General features: G+C 39.0%; 13 protein-coding genes and 2 pseudogenes. 14 read left to right on the forward strand and 1 reads right to left on the reverse strand.

From position 1 onward, the window contains the following. Positions 1-90: 90 nt before the first annotated feature. From M1R56_RS04700 to M1R56_RS04755, 12 genes are all read left to right on the forward strand, one after another. Complete coding sequence (locus M1R56_RS04700) at positions 91-1,713, forward strand: polysaccharide biosynthesis protein (protein ID WP_248034778.1); 1,623 nt, start codon at positions 91-93, stop codon at positions 1,711-1,713. A 200-nt stretch (positions 1,714-1,913) separates the two neighbouring features. Continuing rightward, positions 1,914-3,872, forward strand: coding sequence for a peptide ABC transporter substrate-binding protein (locus M1R56_RS04705; RefSeq protein WP_248034779.1), 1,959 nt, complete (start codon positions 1,914-1,916; stop codon positions 3,870-3,872). Between the two features lie 145 nt (positions 3,873-4,017). Beyond that, complete coding sequence (locus tag M1R56_RS04710) at positions 4,018-5,112, forward strand: cystathionine gamma-synthase (RefSeq protein WP_004252395.1); 1,095 nt, start codon at positions 4,018-4,020, stop codon at positions 5,110-5,112. A gap of 4 nt (positions 5,113-5,116) precedes the next feature. Then, entirely contained in the window at positions 5,117-6,283 is a 1,167-nt protein-coding gene (locus tag M1R56_RS04715; RefSeq protein WP_248034780.1) for a MalY/PatB family protein, read from the forward strand. A gap of 91 nt (positions 6,284-6,374) precedes the next feature. Then, entirely contained in the window at positions 6,375-9,461 is a 3,087-nt protein-coding gene (locus tag M1R56_RS04720; protein ID WP_248034781.1) for a DEAD/DEAH box helicase, read from the forward strand. Positions 9,462-9,519: 58 nt separating this feature from the next. Further along, positions 9,520-10,116, forward strand: coding sequence for a cystathionine gamma-synthase (locus tag M1R56_RS04725; RefSeq protein WP_075232189.1), 597 nt, complete (start codon positions 9,520-9,522; stop codon positions 10,114-10,116). An 11-nt stretch (positions 10,117-10,127) separates the two neighbouring features. Then, positions 10,128-11,462 (forward strand): UDP-N-acetylmuramate--L-alanine ligase, encoded by a 1,335-nt coding sequence (gene murC / locus M1R56_RS04730; protein WP_075232188.1) that lies wholly within the window; start codon positions 10,128-10,130, stop codon positions 11,460-11,462. 8 nt (positions 11,463-11,470) lie between these two features. Next, on the forward strand, positions 11,471-11,986 hold the full coding sequence (locus tag M1R56_RS04735) for a GNAT family N-acetyltransferase (RefSeq protein WP_075232187.1): 516 nt from the start codon (positions 11,471-11,473) through the stop codon (positions 11,984-11,986). After that, the gene (locus M1R56_RS04740) at positions 11,983-12,477 is read left to right on the forward strand and encodes a GNAT family N-acetyltransferase (RefSeq protein WP_075232186.1); all 495 of its coding nucleotides are present in this window, start codon (positions 11,983-11,985) and stop codon (positions 12,475-12,477) included. The genes M1R56_RS04735 and M1R56_RS04740 overlap by 4 nt, the downstream gene beginning before the upstream one ends. 81 nt (positions 12,478-12,558) lie before the next feature. Next, positions 12,559-14,370: an endolytic transglycosylase MltG gene (gene mltG, locus M1R56_RS04745; protein WP_248034782.1), complete on the forward strand. Its 1,812-nt coding sequence runs from the start codon at positions 12,559-12,561 to the stop codon at positions 14,368-14,370. Positions 14,371-14,716: 346 nt separating this feature from the next. Continuing rightward, positions 14,717-15,199: a transcription elongation factor GreA gene (gene greA / locus M1R56_RS04750; RefSeq protein ID WP_075229222.1), complete on the forward strand. Its 483-nt coding sequence runs from the start codon at positions 14,717-14,719 to the stop codon at positions 15,197-15,199. 80 nt (positions 15,200-15,279) lie between these two features. Then, complete coding sequence (locus M1R56_RS04755) at positions 15,280-16,653, forward strand: amino acid permease (RefSeq protein WP_248034783.1); 1,374 nt, start codon at positions 15,280-15,282, stop codon at positions 16,651-16,653. Positions 16,654-16,838: 185 nt separating this feature from the next. Here M1R56_RS04755 and M1R56_RS04760 read toward each other — a convergent pair. Then, positions 16,839-18,042, reverse strand: a pseudogene (locus tag M1R56_RS04760) (IS110 family transposase). A gap of 476 nt (positions 18,043-18,518) precedes the next feature. Between M1R56_RS04760 and M1R56_RS04765 the strand changes: the two are divergent. Together M1R56_RS04765 and M1R56_RS04770 are read left to right on the forward strand one after the other, a co-directional pair. Continuing rightward, positions 18,519-19,338: pseudogene (locus M1R56_RS04765) on the forward strand (IS5 family transposase). A gap of 475 nt (positions 19,339-19,813) precedes the next feature. Further along, the coding region (locus M1R56_RS04770; protein WP_248034784.1) for a leucine-rich repeat domain-containing protein at positions 19,814-20,724 on the forward strand (911 nt) is incomplete at its 3' end.

Below are 20,724 nucleotides of genomic sequence, written 5' to 3' on the forward strand. Positions count from 1 at the left end.
CCGAAAGTCTGAATTTTACAAGTAACAAGGAAAAGTTTATAATGGAAGATAAGGAACTTTTCCTAGTGATTAAAAATGAATGAGGAAGTTATGTCTAACGAAAACAATCATCAGCAGGCCCAGATGTTACGAGGGACTGCCTGGCTAACGGCTAGTAACTTTATCAGTCGCCTGCTCGGGGCTATCTACATCATCCCTTGGTATATCTGGATGGGGACTTATGCAGCTAAGGCTAATGGCCTCTTCACCATGGGCTACAATATCTACGCCTGGTTCTTGTTGATTTCAACAGCAGGTATCCCGGTAGCGGTCGCTAAGCAGGTCGCTAAATACAATACCATGCATGAGGAAGAGCATAGTTTTGCCCTGATTCGGAGCTTCTTAGGCTTTATGACTGTGCTAGGACTTGCCTTTGCCTTGATTTTATACCTCTTTGCACCTTGGTTGGCGGACCTTTCTGGAGTCGGTAAGGACTTGATCCCCATTATGCAAAGTCTAGCGTGGGCTGTCTTGATATTCCCATCTATGAGTGTTATCCGTGGATTTTTCCAAGGGATGAATAATCTTAAGCCCTATGCCATGAGCCAAATTGCTGAGCAGGTTATCCGTGTCATCTGGATGCTCTTAGCGACCTTTATTATCATGAAGCTAGGTTCAAAAGATTATCTATCAGCAGTCACCCAGTCTACCTTTGCGGCCTTTGTGGGAATGGTAGCCAGCTTTGCTGTCTTACTTTATTTCCTTTTTAAAGAAGGGATGCTTCAAAAAGTTTTTGAAACGCGAGATAAGATTGATAGCAAACACCTGTTAATGGATACGATTAAGGAAGCAATTCCGTTTATCTTGACTGGTTCGGCTATTCAGCTTTTCCAAATCTTGGACCAAATGACCTTTATCAATAGTATGAAGTGGTTTACCAACTACAGTAATGAAGACTTGGTTGTCATGTTTTCTTATTTCTCCGCCAATCCTAATAAAATCACCATGATTTTGATTTCGGTTGGAGTTTCGATTGGTAGCGTTGGGCTACCTCTCTTGACAGAGAACTATGTCAAGGGTGATTTGCCAGCGGCTTCTCGTCTCGTTCAAGATAGTATCACCATGCTCTTCTTATTCTTACTTCCAGCAACTGTTGGAGTAGTCATGGTTGGTGAACCTCTCTATACAGTCTTTTACGGTAAGCCAGATAGTTTGGCTATGGGCTTGTTTGTCTTTGCAGTCTTGCAGTCAACAATCCTAGGTTTGTACATGGTCTTGTCACCAATGCTTCAGGCTATGTTCCGTAACCGTAAAGCAGTCTTGTATTTTGTTTATGGCTCAATTGCTAAGATTGTTTTACAATTACCATTGATAGCGATTTTCCATAGTTATGGTCCTTTAATTTCAACGACAATTGGTCTCATCATTCCAAATGTCTTGATGTACCGAGATATCTGTGAGGTGACAGGTGCACGTCGAAAGATTATTCTGAAGAGAACAATCTTAGTTACTATTTTGACTCTAGTTATGTTTATTCTAGTAGGATTCTTACAATGGATGATTGGCTTTGTCTTCCAACCATCAGGTCGTTTCTGGAGTTTCCTTTACGTTCTTCTAATCGGAACAATCGGTGGTGGTCTCTACGGAGTCATGTGTCTCTATACTCGTCTCTTGGATAAGGTTATTGGACAGGCAAAAGCGGACCATTTGCGAGAACGCTTGAAAATATCATAATAGTTTATAAATAAAATGAACAATTTGAACTTTCAACTCTAAAAAAGTTTAAATTGTTCATTTTTTATTTAAAAAATAGGATAAAATATAAAATTAGTAGAAAAAAATCTATAATTTGGTAAAAAATAGATAAAATTGCTTGACTAAAAAAAACAATAGCTGTATAATGATACAAATATTTAAATTTGGAGGTTCTGGAAATGAAAAAGTCTAAGGCAAAATATCTGACGCTGGCAGGCCTTGCCCTAAGTGCCGCTCTACTATTGGCGGCTTGTAGCAACTCAGCTAGTTCAACTAAAACATACAACTATGTCTATCCTAGCGATCCGTCTAGTTTGAACTATCTTGCAGAAAACCGTGCAACAACCAATGACATCGTTACCAATTTGGTAGATGGGTTGATGGAAAATGACCAATACGGTAACTACGTTCCATCCTTAGCAGAGGATTGGAGTGTTTCTCAGGACGGTTTGACATACACTTATAAACTTCGTAAAGATGCTAAGTGGTATACCTCTGAAGGTGAAGAATATGCTCCAGTAACTGCCCAAGATTTTGTAACTGGTTTGAAATATGCTGCTGATAAAAAATCCGAAGCTTTGTACCTGGTTCAAGATTCTGTAGCAGGTTTGGATGACTATATCAACGGGAAAACAACTGACTTTTCAACTGTCGGTGTTAAGGCGATTGACGACCAAACAGTTCAGTACACTTTGACACGACCAGAATCTTATTGGAATTCTAAAACAACATCAACCATTCTCTTCCCTGTCAATGCAGATTTCCTGAAATCAAAAGGGGATGATTTTGGTAAGGTGGATCCTTCTAGTATTTTGTACAATGGACCTTTTTTGATGAAATCCTTTGTTTCAAAATCTGTTATCGAATTCAAGAAAAATCCCAACTACTGGGATGAAAAAAATGTCTTTGTAGATGATGTGAAATTGGCCTATTATGATGGTAGTGACCAAGATGCACTAGCTCGTAACTTTGTAGAAGGAGTCTACAGCTACGCACGTCTCTATCCAAATAGCTCAAGCTTTGAAGGAATTAAAGAGAAGAACAAAGATAACATCATTTATAGTATGCAAACCGCAACTTCTTATTACTTGAACTTCAACTTGGACAGAAAATCTTATAACTTCACGTCTAAATCCTCAGATATCGAAAAGAAATCAACTCAAGAAGCAGTTCTGAATAAAAACTTCCGTCAAGCCTTCAACTATGCTTATAACCGTACAGCCTATGGAGCTCAATCTCAAGGGGAAGACGGAGCAACGAAGATTATTCGTAACCTGGTTGTACCTCCTACATTTGTAAGTATCAACGGGAAAGACTTTGGAGATGTTGTTTCAGAAAAGATGGTCAACTATGGCCAAGAATGGCAAGGAATCAACTTTGCAGATGCGCAAGACCCATACTACAATCCTGACAAGGCTAAGGCTAAGTTTGCAGAAGCTAAGAAAGAATTGGAAGCTAAGGGTGTGCAGTTCCCAATCCACTTGGATGTATCAGTTGACCAATCAGCTAAAAAAGGTGTACTTGAAGCAAGTTCTTTGAAACAATCCATCGAATCTGTCTTAGGGGCTGAGAATGTGGTTATCGATATCCAACAATTATCAACAGACGACTTTGATAACTCTAGCTACCTCGCTCAAACCGCAGCTCAAAAAGACTTTGACATCTATAATAGTGGTTGGAGTGCTGACTACTTGGATCCATCAAGTTATCTTGATATCTTAAATGTCAATAACGGTGGTATGTTGCAAAACATTGGTCTAGAACCAGGTGAGGTCAATGACAAGGCTAAGGCAGTTGGACTCGATACTTACACTCAAATGTTAGAAGAAGCGAACAAGGAGCAAGAACCAGCGAAGCGTTATGAAAAATATGCTGAAGTTCAAGCTTGGCTCGTTGATAGCGCCCTTGCAATTCCAAACGTTTCCCTTGGTGGAACACCGACCTTGAGAAAGACAGTTCCATTCTCATCACCATTCTCACAAGCTGGAAATAAGGGGGTGGAATCATACAAGTACCTCAAGTTGCAAGATAAGACTGTAACGGCTGATGAGTATGAAAAAGCTAGACAAAAATGGCTGAAAGAAAAAGAAGAATCTAATAAAAAAGCCCAAGAAGAATTAGCTAAACACATTAAATAATCAGTCTATTCAACAGGAAAAACGATAGTTTCTTAAGAAGCTATCGTTTTTATATAGTTTGAAACTATAACTAGCTCTTGAAAACAAGAAAACGAAGGATACAAAATAAGTGGTACAATAGTTACTATAGATTTGGAGGTAAAGTATGAGCAAATCATTTCACATCAACACAATTTTAGCACAAGCAGGTATCAAGTCAGATAAAGCGACAGGTGCTTTGGTTACACCTATTCACTTTTCAACGACTTATCAGCATCCAGAATTTGGTCAATCAACTGGATTTGACTATACCCGTACCAAAAACCCAACTCGGAGCAAGGCAGAGGAAGTTTTGGCAGCTATTGAATCAGCCAAGTATGCTCTGGCGACTAGTTCAGGTATGTCTGCGATTGTGTTAGCCTTTAGCGTTTTTCCAGTAGGAAGCAAGGTTTTGGCTGTCCGTGACCTTTACGGTGGTTCTTTCCGCTGGTTCAATCAAGTGGAGCAAGAAGGACGTTTCCACTTTACCTATGCCAATACAGAAGAAGAGTTGATTGCTGAGCTAGAAAAGGATGTGGATGTACTCTATATCGAAACACCAACCAACCCTTTAATGTTGGAATTTGATATTGAAAAATTATCAAAATTAGCTCATGCTAAGGGTGCTAAAGTTGTCGTCGACAATACCTTCTATAGCCCGATTTACCAACGTCCAATTGAAGATGGAGCAGATATTGTCCTTCATTCAGCAACAAAATATCTTGCAGGTCATAATGATGTTCTAGCTGGTGTAGTTGTGACAGATAATGCTGATTTGTACGAAAAACTCTTTTACAATCTCAACACGACAGGGGCTGTTTTGTCACCATTTGATAGTTATCAATTGATTCGTGGTCTTAAAACATTGTCACTTCGTATGGAGCGATCAACAGCTAATGCTCAAGAAATCGTAGCCTTTTTGGAACAATCACCTGCAGTCAAAGAAGTCTTGTATACAGGTCGTGGGGGAATGATTTCCTTTAAAGTGGCGGATGAAAAACGAATCCCTCATATCTTAAACACTTTGAAAGTATTCTCTTTTGCTGAAAGCCTGGGTGGTGTTGAAAGTCTGATTACCTACCCAACCACTCAAACCCATGCAGACATTCCGGCAGAGGTTCGTCATTCTTATGGATTAACAGATGACCTTTTACGCTTGTCTATTGGTATTGAGGATGCAAGGGACTTGATTGAAGATTTGCGTCAAGCTTTGGAAGGATAAGACTATGGGAAAATATGATTTTACGACTTTGCCCAATCGTTTTGGACACCATACCTATAAATGGAAAGAAGCAGAGACTGACCGTCAAGTATTGCCAGCCTGGATTGCTGATATGGACTTTGAAGTCTTACCTGAGATTCGACAGACAGTCCATGATTATGCGGAACAATTAGTCTATGGCTATACCTATGCTAGTGATGGATTGATCGAAGCAGTTCAATACTGGGAAGAAAGCCAGCATGGTTATACTTTTGATAAGGATGCTCTAGTCTTTATCGAGGGAGTGGTACCAGCCATTTCAACGGCCATTCAAGCCTTTACCAAAGAAGGTGAAGCAGTTCTCATTAACACACCGGTTTATCCTCCTTTTGCTCGAAGTATTAAGCTCAATAATCGTAGACTAATCACCAACTCTCTAGTGGAAAAGGATGGTCTCTTTGAAATTGACTTTGACCAACTTGAAAAGGATTTGGTAGAAGAGGATGTCAAACTTTATATTCTTTGCAACCCTCACAATCCTAGTGGACGGGTTTGGGAAAAAGAAGTCTTGGAGAAGATTGGTCACTTGTGTCAAAAACATGGGGTCTTGCTGGTATCTGATGAGATTCACCAAGATTTAGCTCTATTTGGAAACAAGCACCAGTCATTCAATACGGTAAATGAAGATTTTAAAGAATTTTCACTAATTTTAAGCAGTGCTACCAAGACCTTTAACATTGCCGGAACGAAAAATTCTTACGCCATTATAGAGAATCCAAAGTTGAGACTTGCTTTCCAAAAACGTCAACTAGCTAATAATCAACACGAAATTTCAGGTTTGGGCTATTTAGCAACAGAAACTGCCTATCGCCATGGAGAGGATTGGTTGACAGAACTCAAAGAACTGATTGAGAAGCATATCAATTATGTAGTGGATTTGTTTGGTAAAGAAACTAAAATCAAGGTCATGAAACCTCAAGGAACTTATCTTATTTGGCTTGATTTTTCAGCCTATGGTTTGTCAGATGAAGGCTTGCAAGGTCTTTTGAGAGACGAAGCCAAGGTTATTCTGAACAGAGGTTTGGACTTTGGTGAAGAAGGAGCCCTCCACGCTCGCCTAAATGTAGCTATGCCGACATCTGTCTTGGAAGAAGTTTGCCAACGAATCATATCAACTTTCGCTAAACTTTAAGAAGCTAGCCTTCTAGGGGAAAAGTACCCTAGAAGGCTATTTTCATAGGAAGAAATATGGTATAATTAAGAGATAAAGAAAAGGGGAAAATATGGCTAAATTGATTCCAGGAAAGCTTCGAATGGAGGGGGCTCAACTCTACGAAACTGGTAAGATCCAAATCATCAAAGAGGAAAATCATCGCCTATATGCTCGTGTAGGGGAGGCTGAAATTCGTTACAGTCTTGATGATGAACTGGTTTTTTGTACTTGTGATTTTTTCCAAAAAAGAGGGTTCTGTGTCCATTTGGCAGCGCTAGAACATTACCTGAAAAATGATCATTTGGGTCAAGAACTTTTACAGAATCTAGAAAATGGGCAGGAAAAGAAGGAGGAAGTCGAAACCCAAGTGACCTTTGGGGGACGTTTCCTAGAGAGCATACAAGCTACTAACTCGCCTAAAATCTATCAGCTAGCCGCCCAGGGCCAAGTTGAAGCTGGAACCAATCGTATTATTTGGACTTTGAGGGTTGGTCTGATCCAGACCCAGAAGTTTTATGTAATCCGAGATATTCCTCTCTTCCTGAAGGTTCTAGAAAATAGTAAACCTTACATGATTGGTAAGCTATATGAAGCTTCCTTGAAGCTTAGTCAGTTTGATGAGACTAGCCAGTTTGTCTTAAATTTTCTTCAGGGAATTCTAGAAGATGAGTCTGAAAATGCCCTCTTTTTCCAGAATCAAGGTCGTCACCTCTATTTTCCTCTATCCTTTTTTGAACAGGGTGTCACTCTTTTGATGGATTTAGATGAATTTCAATTTGACCATCAAATTTCGAGCTATCATCACCTCCTCTTCCAAGACTTGGATGGCCAAGCAGGATTATTTACCTTTGATATCAAAGAAAATCCAGACTACTATGAGATGGAAATCTCTGAGCGGGGACGAGTCAATCTTTTCTATAGAGGGCGGGTTTTATTTACCAAAGGAATGTTTTATCTCTTGTCGAGAGAGCAGGCAGGATTGCTGGAGAAATTAAGAAAACTACCTCTAGATAATAAGGGAAGAAAAGTTCTCCAGTTTGATACTAGTGATCGCGATAGATTAGCTTCTTCTTTGTCTCAATTTAGGAATATTGGAGAAGTTCAGACTCCTCAAGGACTGCAGATTAAATCTTTTCGTCCCTCTTTTTACATGGATAGAGAAGAAGATGGTTCGATTCGTTTGGAGATGCAGTTTCAATACGATACCTGCTTGGTAAGTAATCGTAGGGAACTGGAAAACCTTTCCTTTGCTAGCGATATTCAACTGGAGAAACGTATTTTTCAACTAGCTCTATCTGCAGGATTTGAAGCTGACTTTCGTTCTTGGCGTCAAAACCTCAAGGCTGAAGCAGTCTATGCTTTCTTTCATGAAACGCTGCCAGCTTTTGAAGCACTTGGAAAACTTAGGATTTCGGATAGTCTCCAAGATCTCTATCAAGTTCAAAGTCCTCAGATAGAGATTTCATCTAAAGGCCATTTATTAGAGATTCAATTTGATTTTAAAGATATTGCCCAAGAAGAGATTGATCTTGCTATGAAAGCCCTAGTTGCCAATCAAGACTTTTATATTAGCTCATCTAATCAGGTCTACTTCTTTGATGACCAAACCAAGCAGATTCGTCAGAATTTGAAAGAACTGGGAATAGAAGACTTGAAAGATGGGGCATTTCGAGCTCGTAAGTCCCTGGCTTATACCTTATCGCACTTATTTAAGGATCAAAAGCAGATTTCATTTACGGAAGAATTCCGTCATTTGGCTTATGATTTGACACATCCAGAAGAATTTCCGATGCAGAAATTGAATATTCAAGCAGAATTAAGGGATTATCAGAAAAGGGGAATTCAGTGGCTTCAAATGCTCCATCATTATGGCTTTGGCGGTATTTTAGCAGATGATATGGGGCTTGGGAAAACCTTGCAAACCATTGCCTTTTTAAGTAGTCAAGTTCAAGCAGATACCAGCGTCCTAATCCTTGCTCCGTCTGGCTTAATCTATAACTGGGCTGACGAATTTCAAAAGTTTGCTCCAGATTTAGATGTTGTAGTTGTGCATGGTTTGAAACCTCATCGAGAGTCCATTTTGGCTGAAGACCATCAGATTTATGTCACAAGTTATGCGACTTTCCGTCAGGACAGTGAGATTTATCAAGACCTATCTTTTGATTTTCTCTTTTTAGACGAAGCTCAGGTCATGAAAAATGCACAGACCAAGATAGCTCAAAGTTTGCGACGATTTGTGGTCCCATCTGTTTTTGCCCTCTCAGGAACTCCAATTGAAAACCACTTAGGAGAGCTTTGGTCGATTTTTCAGATTGTCTTACCAGGTCTCTTGCCAACTAAAAAAGACTTTATGAAACTACCCGCTGAGAGAGTAGCTCAATTTATCAAGCCTTTTGTCATGCGACGGAAGAAAGAAGATGTATTGACTGAACTACCTGATTTGATTGAAGTAGTCTACAAAAATGAACTGGAGGATCAACAAAAAGCTATCTATCTTGCTCAGCTACAACAGATGCAGGAGCGTCTGGGACAGGTAAGCGATTCGGAATTTCAACGAAATCGCGTCGAAATTTTGACTGGTCTCATGCGTCTGCGTCAGATTTGTGATACACCTGCGCTCTTTATGGAGGACTACCAAGGAGAGAGCGGGAAGCTGGATAGTTTACGAGATTTGCTGGTTCAGATTGCTGAAGGTGGACATCGTGTACTTATCTTCTCTCAATTTAGAGGCATGCTAGATCGTATTGAGCAAGAGCTACCTGACTTAGGTCTGACATCCTTTAAAATTACTGGTTCAACGCCTTCTCAAGAACGTCAGGAAATGACCAAATCCTTTAATCAAGGTGAGCGCGATGTATTCTTAATTTCTCTAAAAGCAGGTGGTGTTGGTCTCAATCTTACTGGTGCTGATACAGTTATTTTGGTAGACTTGTGGTGGAACCCTGCGGTTGAATCACAGGCTATTGGTCGTGCCCATCGTATGGGACAAGAGCAGGCTGTTGAAGTTTATCGTCTTGTGACTCGAGGGACAATCGAAGAAAAGATTCAAGAATTACAAGAGAAAAAGAAAAATCTTGTTTCTGAAATCTTGGATGGAACAGAGTCTCGTGGCAGTCTGAGTCTAGCTGAAATACGAGAAATTTTAGGGATTTCATGAGCCTATACTTGAAAAATCAAGACATTACGCTATAATGGAGTATTGAAAGGAAATAAATATGACACAAAAACGATTTCCAATAGTGGCAGATGATGAAGTCATGTTGACAGAAATGCCAGTTATGAATCTCTACGATGAGTCTGATTTCATCAGTAATATAAAAGGTGATTACCAAGACAAAAACTACTTGGAATGGTCTCCGATTACTGAAGAAAAAAAGCAAGAGGAAGCCAAACCTCTTGTAAAACCGATTGAGAAAAAAGAAAAATCCTATGCTGAATTAGCGCGTGAAGAAGCTCGCGCGGATTTGAAAAAGAAGCGCTCGGCTCGATATTTGACTCAGGATGTGAGTCATACGAGACGTCAAACGAAACCAAGCCAGGTGCGTCCAGCAAATCAACCGACAGCACCTTTTCAAAAAGAAAATCCAGGAGAATTTGCGAAATATAGTCAGAAGTTAGGTCAATCTCACTATATTTTGGCAGAAACAGTTTCTCAAGTGGAACATCCAATTTCAGACGGTGAAACAAGTCGTTCCAAGAAAAACAATTATGACTTTTTAAAGAAAAGTCAAATTTATAACAAAAAAAGTAAACAAAAAGAACAAGAACGTCAAGTTGCCCAAGAGCTTAACTTGACTAGAATGAGCGAATAAAGGGGAAGAAAATGGCAAAAACCTATCATTTTATCGGAATCAAAGGATCAGGTATGAGTGCCTTGGCTTTGATGTTGCATCAAATGGGGCACAAGGTGCAAGGTTCTGATGTTGAAAAGTACTACTTTACCCAACGTGGACTAGAGCAAGCAGGGATTACAATCTTACCTTTTGATGAGAAGAACTTACAAGGGGATATGGAGATTATCGCTGGGAATGCCTTCCGTCCAGATAATAACGTTGAAATTGCCTATGCAGATCAACAGGGCTTGAGCTATAAACGTTATCATGAGTTTCTCGGTAGCTTTATGCGTGATTTCATCAGTATGGGAGTTGCTGGAGCCCACGGTAAGACTTCAACAACTGGGATGCTTTCTCACGTTTTGTCCCATATTACAGATACTAGCTTCTTGATTGGTGACGGTACTGGTCGTGGTTCTGAAAATGCCAAGTATTTTGTCTTTGAATCAGACGAGTATGAGCGCCATTTCATGCCATATCACCCAGAATATTCTATTATTACGAACATTGACTTTGACCACCCAGACTATTTCACAAGCTTAGAAGATGTCTTCAACGCCTTCAATGATTATGCCAAACAAATTACCAAAGGCTTGTTCGTTTACGGTGAAGACGCTGAGTTGCGTAAGATTACGGCTAATGCTCCGATTTACTACTATGGTTTTGAAGCAGAAGGTAATGACTTCGTAGCAAGTGACTTGCTTCGTTCTACTACAGGTTCAACCTTTACCGTTCATTTCCGTGGTCAAGAGCTAGGTCAATTCCATATTCCAACCTTTGGCCGTCACAATATCATGAATGCAACTGCGGTTATTGGATTGCTTTACATAGCAGGATTTGACTTGGATTTGGTGCGTGAACACTTGAAGACTTTTGGAGGAGTGAAACGTCGTTTTACAGAAAAGATTGTTAATGATACAGTGATTATCGATGACTTTGCTCACCATCCAACAGAAATTATTGCAACACTAGATGCTGCGCGTCAGAAATATCCAAGCAAGGAAATCGTGGCAATTTTCCAACCACATACCTTTACTCGTACAATTGCCTTGTTGGATGATTTTGCACAAGCATTAAACCAGGCTGATGCCGTTTACCTAGCACAAATCTATGGATCTGCTCGTGAGGTGGACCATGGAGATGTCAAGGTTGAAGATCTTGCAAGTAAGATTAATAAGAAAAATCAAGTAATCACAGTTGAAAATGTTTCTCCACTCCTAGACCATGACAATGCTGTCTATGTCTTTATGGGAGCTGGTGACATCCAAACTTATGAATACTCATTTGAGCGTCTCTTGTCAAACTTGACTAGCAATGTTCAATAAGGAACACCATGGAATTTTCAATCACTATTCGGGAGGTTCAGCCATCAGATTTAGAGTCAATCTGGCTGATAGGAGAAAGCAACTCTGACTCCCAAGATGAAATTAGTATAGAAGTGATAAAAGAGCGTATCCGCAAGCATGCGGGTACGTTTCTGCTAGCCAGCCTTAATGAAGAAATCATTGGTTATATCATTGGTGACGAACTCACTAAGTTCATCCAAAGTGATTCTAGGAAGCAGCTTGAAGCAGCAATTCCTGACACGAGTGACTTTATCACTATTTTAGATCTTGCCGTCCATCCTGATTATCAAGGACAAGGATTTGGAACCTTGTTGTTGGGAGCTATGAAGGAGTATGCTTTTCAGAAAAATAGACCAGGCCTCTATTTGCTGTCCAGGGATGAATTACTGGCTTACTTTGAGATGAATGGATTTCTTGACTATGGTCTAGCAGATATGCCAACTAGTAGTGAAACTTATTTTCATATGTTTTGGGCAAATCCCTATTTTCAGGAGGAAAGATGATTATTAGACAAGCAAGGCTTACAGACCTTGATCGTATCCTAGAGATTGAGTTGGAAAATTTCTCTGCTGAGGAGGCTATTCCTCGATCTGTTTTTGAAGCTCATCTCAAGGAAATTAAGACCAGTTTCTTAGTGGCTGAAAAGGAGGGACGAATCCTTGGTTACGTTGAAGGACCGGTAATGCCTCATCGACATTTACAAGACCAGTCCTTTACAGAAGACATTAAAGATTATAGCCATCAAAAAGGTGGCTATATCTCTGTGACTTGTCTATCCATTGCTAAGAAAGCTCAAGATTTAGGTGTCGGACGAAAATTATTGACCGCCTTAAAAGAGCTCGCTCTTGAGCATGAGCGTGAGGGAATCAATCTAACCTGCCATGACTATCTCATTGGGTATTATGAAAAACATGGTTTTGTAAATGAAGGAAAATCCAAGTCGACTTTTGCTGGTGAAGAATGGTATGATATGGTCTGGGAAAACACGAATTAGGCATTAGAAAGGCATCTATGGTTGCTTTTCTTTAGTTTTTAAGATATAATATTATGGATTATCAAGAAGGAGGTAATACCTTTGAGCGAAAATTCAAGAGAAGAAGAAAAGTTAAGTTTTAAAGAACAAATTTTAAGAGACTTAGAAAGATTGAAAAGAGAAGAAGAGCTTAGCGCTACCGAGAGTGGTAAGGATGTGCTTTTCTCTGATTTTAGTACTCTTTCAAAGACAGATGAACTAGTGAAAGAGCCGTCTGTAGAAGACTTGATGGAAGATTCAGTTTCACTAGTGGATGAACTATTTGCTAATGCTCCAACAGTTCCACCACGTCCGTCTTTGTCATCAGAAGAACCTGTTGAACCAGCTGTAGTTCCAGAAAAAGTTACACCTGCGGAACCAGCTGTAGTTCCAGCAGAAGTTACATCTGAAGAACCAGCTGTAGCTCTAGAAAAAGTTACACCTGCAGAATCTGCAGTAGCTACAGAACCAGTAGTACCTACTGTAGATCCAGTTGAATCTCATGTACCTGCTCAGCCGGTTCAAGAAGAGAAAGAGTTCAATGCTAATTCGACAAGGATTCCAGTTTCTTATCGTACGAATCAGGCCAAACCAAGTCCTGCTCGAAAGAATATTAAACCTCAACCGAAACCAACAGTTCTTGCAAAAGAAACTCCAAGTCAAGAACCAGTTGCTCCAGTTGAAACTAGACCTGAACTTCCTAGAAGAAGTCGTAAAGAATCAGTGAAACCAATCAAGAAAAAGAAAAAATCACGCTTGAAAGGATTTTTCGTAACAGTATTTGTTTTATTGATTTTACTAGGTGCGGGTGGATTCTTCGGTTACCGTTATGTCGAATCTGCACTTCAACCAGTTGATGCAAATTCAAAACAGTATGTCACTGTTCAGATTCCAGATGGGGCCAATCTTCAGCAAATTGGTGACACCTTAGAAAAATCTGAATTGGTAAAACACGGTTTTATCTTTAGCCTTTATGCTAAGTATAAAAACTACAATGATTTGAAATCTGGTTACTATAATTTGCAGAAGAGCATGAGTACAGATGATATCATCAAAGAATTGCAAAAGGGTGGAACTCCTCAACCTCAAGAGGTTGCACTTGCAAATCTTACAATCCCTGAGGGTTATACCATTGATCAAATCGCACAAACAGTTGGTCAGCTTCAAGGAGACTTTAAAGAACCTTTGACTGCTGATGCCTTCTTGGCAAAAGTTCAAGATGAAACCTTCATCTCTCAATTAGTTGCTAAGTATCCAACCCTTCTCGGAAGTCTACCAACTAAAGAAAGTGGTGTTCGTTACCGTTTAGAAGGTTATCTTTTCCCAGCAACTTATGCTATCAAAGAAAGCACAACTATTGAAAGCTTGATTGATGAAATGGTGGCAACTATGGACAAAAACTTGTCAGCACATTACTCTGCAATCAAAGAAAAGAACTTGACAGTGAATGAACTCCTCACCATTGCATCACTTGTGGAAAAAGAAGGTTTGAAAACTGACGATCGCAAACTGATCGCTGGAGTTTTCTATAATCGTTTGAACCTTGGTATGCCACTTCAGAGTAATATTGCTATTCTCTATGCAGAAGGTAAGCTAGGACAAAATATTAGCTTGGCAGATGATGCAGCAATTGATACAACAATCAATTCACCATATAATGTTTATACAAACCTTGGCTTAATGCCTGGTCCAGTAGACAGTCCAAGTCTGGATGCAATTGAAGCTAGTATCAATCAAACTAAGAGTGACAATCTCTACTTTGTAGCCAACGTACAAGATGGCAAGGTTTACTTTGCAACGACACGAGAAGAACATGATCGAAACGTTGCAGAGCATGTTAACAGTAAATTGACACAATCAAGTAGTTCAAACTAACTCTTAGAACAAGATTTGCTATTAAATCCGTGAGTGTAGAAGAGAAACTCTCTTTTTACGGGAATAGCAAGTCACACCAGTCTTTCCGCTATGATCAGAAACGCCTGAAATTCACAAGTTTTAGGCGTTCGGAAAGTTTGAGACTGACACAGTTTTAGAAACTATTTTAGATTGAGTTCAGAAATGAAAGTTTCAGTGCTCAATGTCTACCTAGGGATTTTTCAAGAAATCACTAGCAACCATCATGACTTACGAAAAGTCATAAAAAGAAAATTATGTGGTTTACCACATAATTTTGCTTTACTACCTATAAAAATATAATTTAATTAAAAGAAAGTTGAGAAAAATGGCAGAAAAAACATACCCTATGACCCTTGAGGAGAAGGAAAAACTCGAAAAAGAATTAGAGGAGTTGAAACTAGTTCGTCGTCCAGAAGTTGTTGAACGCATCAAGATTGCTCGTTCATATGGTGACTTGTCAGAAAACAGTGAATACGAAGCAGCGAAAGACGAGCAGGCTTTTGTTGAAGGACAAATCTCAAGCTTGGAAACAAAAATCCGTTATGCTGAGATTGTTAACAGTGATGCAGTTGCTCAAGATGAAGTTGCAATCGGTCGAACTGTCACTATCCAAGAAATTGGCGAGGACGAAGAAGAAGTATATATCATAGTGGGTTCAGCGGGTGCAGATGCCTTTGCAGGAAAAGTATCAAATGAAAGTCCAATCGGGCAAGCCTTGATTGGTAAGAAAACAGGCGATACAGCTACAATTGAAACACCTGTTGGTAGCTACGATGTTAAAATCTTAAAAGTTGAAAAAACAGTTTAATAGGATATAAAAAGGAGTAGATATAAGGAAAGCGCTTCCTATCACTCTTTTTTTTAATTTTAAAAACAAGAGGAGACTATATGAATTCAGAAAACAAGCACAAAAAGAAAAATAAAATGGAGCGTGGTTTGACCAATCGCCATGTTCAAGTCATGGCCATTGCGGGAACCATTGGGACAGGACTTTTTCTAGGAGCAGGGCGATCTATTAGCTTAACTGGTCCTTCAATCGTTTTAGTTTATATGATTACTGGTGGTTTTATGTATCTCATGATGAGGGCTATCGGTGAAATGTTATATCAAGATCCAGAACAACATACCTTTATCAACTTTATTACGCGTTACCTAGGTCAGGGCTGGGGTTATTTCTCAGTTTGGTCTTACTGGTTATCAGTAGTTTTTATCGGGATGGCTGAGATAACAGCTGTTGCCCATTATGTTCAATTTTGGTTTCCATCTTGGCCAGGCTGGCTGATTCAGATTAGCTTTTTGACCATTCTAGGTATGGTAAATCTGATTGCTGTTAAAATCTTTGGGGAAGTCGAATTTTGGTTTGCCATGATTAAAATTGTTGCCATTCTCGCTATGATTGCAACTGGAATTTTTATGGTCTTGACAGGATTTGAAACACCATACGGATCAGCAAGCATTTCAAATATCAGTCACCAGTTTTCTCTCTTTCCAAATGGGGGAATGAACTTTGTTATGGCCTTCCAGATGGTTTTCTTCGCCTATCTTATGATTGAATTTATCGGGGTAACAACCTCTGAAACTAAGAATCCAAGAAAAGTATTGCCTAAGGCAGTTAAGGAAATCCCCTTGCGAATTATCTTTTTCTACGGAGGAGCCCTTTTAGCCATCATGTCTATTATTCCTTGGGGCGAGCTATCTTCTGCGGATTCACCTTTTGTAACTGTGTTTGAACTTGCTGGTCTCAAGTGGGCTGCCGCCTTGATTAATTTTGTTGTCTTGACTTCGGCAGCTTCAGCCTTAAATTCAACTCTTTACTCGACAGGCCGACACTTGTACCAAATTGCTCATGATTCTCCAAATCGCTTTTTGAAAGCTATTAAGGCTGATACTCTGTCTCGTCACAATGTTCCTCAGAGTGCTATTATTGCCTCAGCTGTCTTGATCGGTCTTGCCGCCTTCATCAATGTACTTCCAGGTGTATCGGATGCCTTTGCCTTGATTACAGCATCTTCATCAGGTGTTTATATTGCAATCTATATCTTGATTATGCTAGCCCATCTCAAATATCGCAAGTCCAATGACTTTATGGCAGAAGGTTACCTTATGCCCCAGTATCGCTTGTTGAATCCTATAACAATGCTCTTTTTTGTTTTTGTATTTGGAACTCTCTTTTTACAAGAATCAACCTTTATGGGAGCAGTTGGCTCAGCTATCTGGATTGTCGTCTTTGGGATCTATAGCCAGTGGAGATTTAAAAAATAAGTGGCTCTTTTCTACCATTTGTCAAGTCTATCAATGCTTTAATTAAAAAAAGAGATAAGACAGTAGCTATTCTGAGGTTACTGTCTTATTTTTAACACTTTTTGATCCATAAAAGGGCATGCTAAAAAACACCTCATCTGGTATTTTTTGAAACAAGGTGTTACAATAATACGGCATAGACAGCCTTATCGATTTTGGGTCAAAGAATAATCGTAAAGTTTGTTATGCGTAATGAGGTAATACATTGTTCGAATGAGACGATGTATAGAGGCAATCGTATGTGGCTTAGTTGAAGCTATTGTCGATTGTCTTTTTCGTTTCTCATAAAAGTCAGCGATATGGCAGGGATTGGTATGACTAGCTGAAGCGATGTTGTGAATGCACTTGAACAAGATTTTTCTAGCATAGGGATTACCTCGTTTAGTGATGTGTTCCTTAGCGAGAAAGTTCCCAGATTCATAGTGTCTCAGGTCAATGTCAATAAAAGCGTTGATTTGATTAGTAGACTGAAAGCGCCGAATATCTCCTAATTCGCCAATGATAGATGTCGCTGTGGTTTCTGCGATGCCAGGAATTGACCGTAAGATGTCATACTCTGGTAAAGGCTGAGCTAGAGCTACCATGTCGTTTAAGACAACTTGTCTGCGTTCAGAAAGACGAAGCAATTCTTGAGCATAGTAACGAACCTCTTCAAGCATTGGAGAGGTTTTCTTGACCGCACAAAAAGATTGTTTAGCGAGTTTTATAAGTTTATCAGTCAGGTAAGCAATACGCTTTTCAGAGATGCGTTTGGAGGTAGATTGACGGATAATCTCATACAAGTCACTTTGAGATAGGCTTAATACAAACTCTTTACATGGAAAAGCCGTCACTAAGTTCCAATATTGCTCTCCAGTTGGTGTAGATAAGAGATTTTCCAATTCAGGAAAGGTGACTTGTAGAACCTTGTGCAGACGGTTTTTAGCTCGAACAAGATCTTCAGTCATATTTTGATAGAAACGGCTTAAATCACGCAGGTGTTGATAAACTTCTTCCTGCACGTAAGTTGGTTTACGATTGTGCACAAGCTGAGATTTAGCCAACTTTTCAGCGTCAATTTTGTCTGTTTTACGAACTCGCAGACTGTCCAGTTGCTTCTTAACTTCCAGAGGGATTCAGCTGTGTATAAGCGTAGCCGTATTCCTCAAGAAAGGCTCGAAGACGCCGAGAATAGACACCAGTAGCTTCAAATATAATCTCAGGATTATGAACAGTTTTCAAGTCATTCAAAAGATGATTGAAGCCAATGGCGTCATTGAGCATAGTGTATCCATGAATCTTTTCACCGTTGACTAAAATTGCCACCTCAGAACTTGCCTTACTCACATCAATCCCAAATACTGTACGCATGATATTACCTCTTTTGTCTTGAATAATTCCGTATTTTAGTGATTTTATTTTCAATACGCGACGTCTAGCGTCCCACATACTTTGATCAAATTCCACCTAAAACAGGTGTCTTGCCAGTTTGTCAAGCGACGTCTAGCGCCAAAGAGCCCTACGACTTTACAAGACACCTCTACTTTAACATAAAGAAAAAGTAGTGAGTACTCTCTCCCGTCGGAGATTTTCTCACTACTAATCTTAGTATGTTTGTCAACTGTAGTGAGTTGAAGAAAAGCTAACATCTGAGTCTGGGACAAAAGTCCGACCTCAAATATAAAAAGCGAACAAAACTAGTTTTCTGGTAATCAGAATTCTACTTTGTTCGCTTTTCGTATTTAATTATAGATTTGAAGGTTTTAATAATCAAGATTTTTAAAAATTGAAATCTTTTTGTCCCAAACTCATTTTTATATTCAGAGCGATAAAAATTCGTTTTTATAATTAGACTTCCTGCGAAACAAAAATATACTACAAATTATGAAGCAAGTAAACAATTAACTGATGCACGATTTAAGTGCCTTGTTGGTGTTCAGCGCACTACTTTTGAAGAGATGTTAGCTGTGTTAAAAACTTAAACATGCAAAAGGTGGACTAAAACCCAAATTAAGCCTAAAAGACCTTCTTATGATGACTCTTCAATATATGCATGAATACCGCACTTATGGACAAATTGCGACTGATTTTGGCATTCACGAAAGCAACTTAATCCGTCGTAGTCAATGAGGTGGTGAAGCAACTCTTATTCAAAGTGTTTCACAAACTCAACTTAGCTCTGAGGATACGGTGATTGTGGATGCAACAGAGGTAAAAATCAATCGTCCTAAAAAAATCAACTAGCCAATTATTCTGGTAAAAAGAAATGTCATGCTATGAAGGCTCAGGCGATTGTCACAAGCCAAGGGAGAAATGTTTCTTTGAATATTGCAGTGAACTATTTGCCACGATATGAAGTTGTTCAAAATGAGTCGCAGAAATATCGGACAAGCTGGTAAAATCTTGGCAGACAGTGGTTATCAAGGGATCATGAAGATATATTCACAAGCGCAAACTCCGAGGAAATCAAGCAAACTTAAGCCACTAACTCTTTAAGATAAATCCTATAATCATGTGCTATCTAAAGAGAGTATCAAGGTTGAGAATATTTTTGCCAAAGTAAAAACGTTTAAAATGTTTTCAACAACCTATCGAAATCGACGTAAACGCTTTGGATTACGAATGAATTTGATTACTGGAATTATCAACCGTGAACTAGGATTCTAGTTTCGCAGAAAGTCTAATAAAACATTAAAAGGCGTAGCCAAAAAAATGTAAACGTTTGCTAAAAACAGATTTTCATAAAAATCTTCTTTTTAAAAAGTAGAATTATGTTAAAATACTAAAGAGGTGTAAATTATCAGATTATTTCAGCCGTACAGTGTAATTTGTAGATATTTCATAATTTTACGGCCTTTCAAAAATAGGATTGATTTTATTTGTAAGTAATGAAAAGTTTGAGAACAATTTAGTCACGTTCTACTTCAACGTATAAGTATTAGTTTAGGTGATGACAAAAATTAATTGTCCTACCATATTTGAATAGAGTTTTTTGAGAAATGGTTTAACCTTTACTTTGTATAGCACAGACTTTTCTGGAAAGGAGTATTAAGAAAGATTTTACGAAGAATAAATAATTTGATAATCAAAAAGACAGTCAAAGAGTAACTTGAAAGATATTATTGCAATAGGAGATATTTAAATGAAGGAAGTTTTAAAACTAAGAAAACGCAGAACAGGGCAATGGGTAACTGTTGCGGGTATGGTATTAATTGGTGCGTGTATGACAATCGGGAATACAGTGGTTTTTGCAGATGATACTCAAACATACCCGATTGAGGTATCAGATAGTAATAAATTTAATTTAACGGACTCCCCCTCTCCTTTAAGTAGTGAAAATTTAGGAACAAATAATCGAGGGCATGAAGTAGCTACTTTACCATCTACAGGACACGTTGATTCAAGTGCCAAAACTACACCAGAATATTTGATGAGTGAATCGTCAACTGTTTCTTTAGTCAAAAGTGATGTGGCGACTACAGAGACCTCAACCTCAGTATTGGCTAGTCTTTCTGAAGTCGCACCAACTAAGTCAACCGACAGCTTTGAAACGCTAGTGCCCTCAACTTTATCGGAAGATCCAAAGCATGCATCAACTTCAGAGGGGGTAGCAGCTGAAGTTAAAAGCCACTCTGAAACACTAGTAGAACATTCTACTAATAGTAATAATGAGGAGGAAAGTGGTGATAATTTAATTTACGATATACACAATCAAGAAGTGACAATTACTGATATCAAGCGAAAAGAAACAATTAAAAAACTGATTATTCCTCAAAAAATTTCTAATTATAGAGTCACCGAAATAGGTTCTTCAGCTTTTTCAGGTTCTAGTTTGAAAGAGGTAGTATTACCAAGTACGCTAACGAAGATAGGCGATTCTGCTTTTAGTGGGACACAGTTGAAAGATATCACTCTTCCAACAAGTGTCACAACTATAGGAAGTGGAGCCTTTGGATCTATTGATAGTTTAAGCAGCGTTGTTATTCCAAAGAATTTGAGTGATGCTTACAGAGCTTTTGAGGGTTCACAACATCTCAAGACCATTCATTTTGA

Origin of the sequence: Streptococcus sp. oral taxon 431, from assembly GCF_023115445.1 — a bacterium.
GTDB lineage: Bacteria > Bacillota > Bacilli > Lactobacillales > Streptococcaceae > Streptococcus.

Coding starts and splice junctions, on each gene's coding strand:
- M1R56_RS04700 (WP_248034778.1), top strand. CDS start 91: ATGTCTAACGAAAACAATCATCAGCAGGCCCAGATGTTACGAGGGACT.
- M1R56_RS04705 (WP_248034779.1), top strand. CDS start 1,914: ATGAAAAAGTCTAAGGCAAAATATCTGACGCTGGCAGGCCTTGCCCTA.
- M1R56_RS04710 (WP_004252395.1), top strand. CDS start 4,018: ATGAGCAAATCATTTCACATCAACACAATTTTAGCACAAGCAGGTATC.
- M1R56_RS04715 (WP_248034780.1), top strand. CDS start 5,117: ATGGGAAAATATGATTTTACGACTTTGCCCAATCGTTTTGGACACCAT.
- M1R56_RS04720 (WP_248034781.1), top strand. CDS start 6,375: ATGGCTAAATTGATTCCAGGAAAGCTTCGAATGGAGGGGGCTCAACTC.
- M1R56_RS04725 (WP_075232189.1), top strand. CDS start 9,520: ATGACACAAAAACGATTTCCAATAGTGGCAGATGATGAAGTCATGTTG.
- murC (WP_075232188.1), top strand. CDS start 10,128: ATGGCAAAAACCTATCATTTTATCGGAATCAAAGGATCAGGTATGAGT.
- M1R56_RS04735 (WP_075232187.1), top strand. CDS start 11,471: ATGGAATTTTCAATCACTATTCGGGAGGTTCAGCCATCAGATTTAGAG.
- M1R56_RS04740 (WP_075232186.1), top strand. CDS start 11,983: ATGATTATTAGACAAGCAAGGCTTACAGACCTTGATCGTATCCTAGAG.
- greA (WP_075229222.1), top strand. CDS start 14,717: ATGGCAGAAAAAACATACCCTATGACCCTTGAGGAGAAGGAAAAACTC.
- M1R56_RS04755 (WP_248034783.1), top strand. CDS start 15,280: ATGAATTCAGAAAACAAGCACAAAAAGAAAAATAAAATGGAGCGTGGT.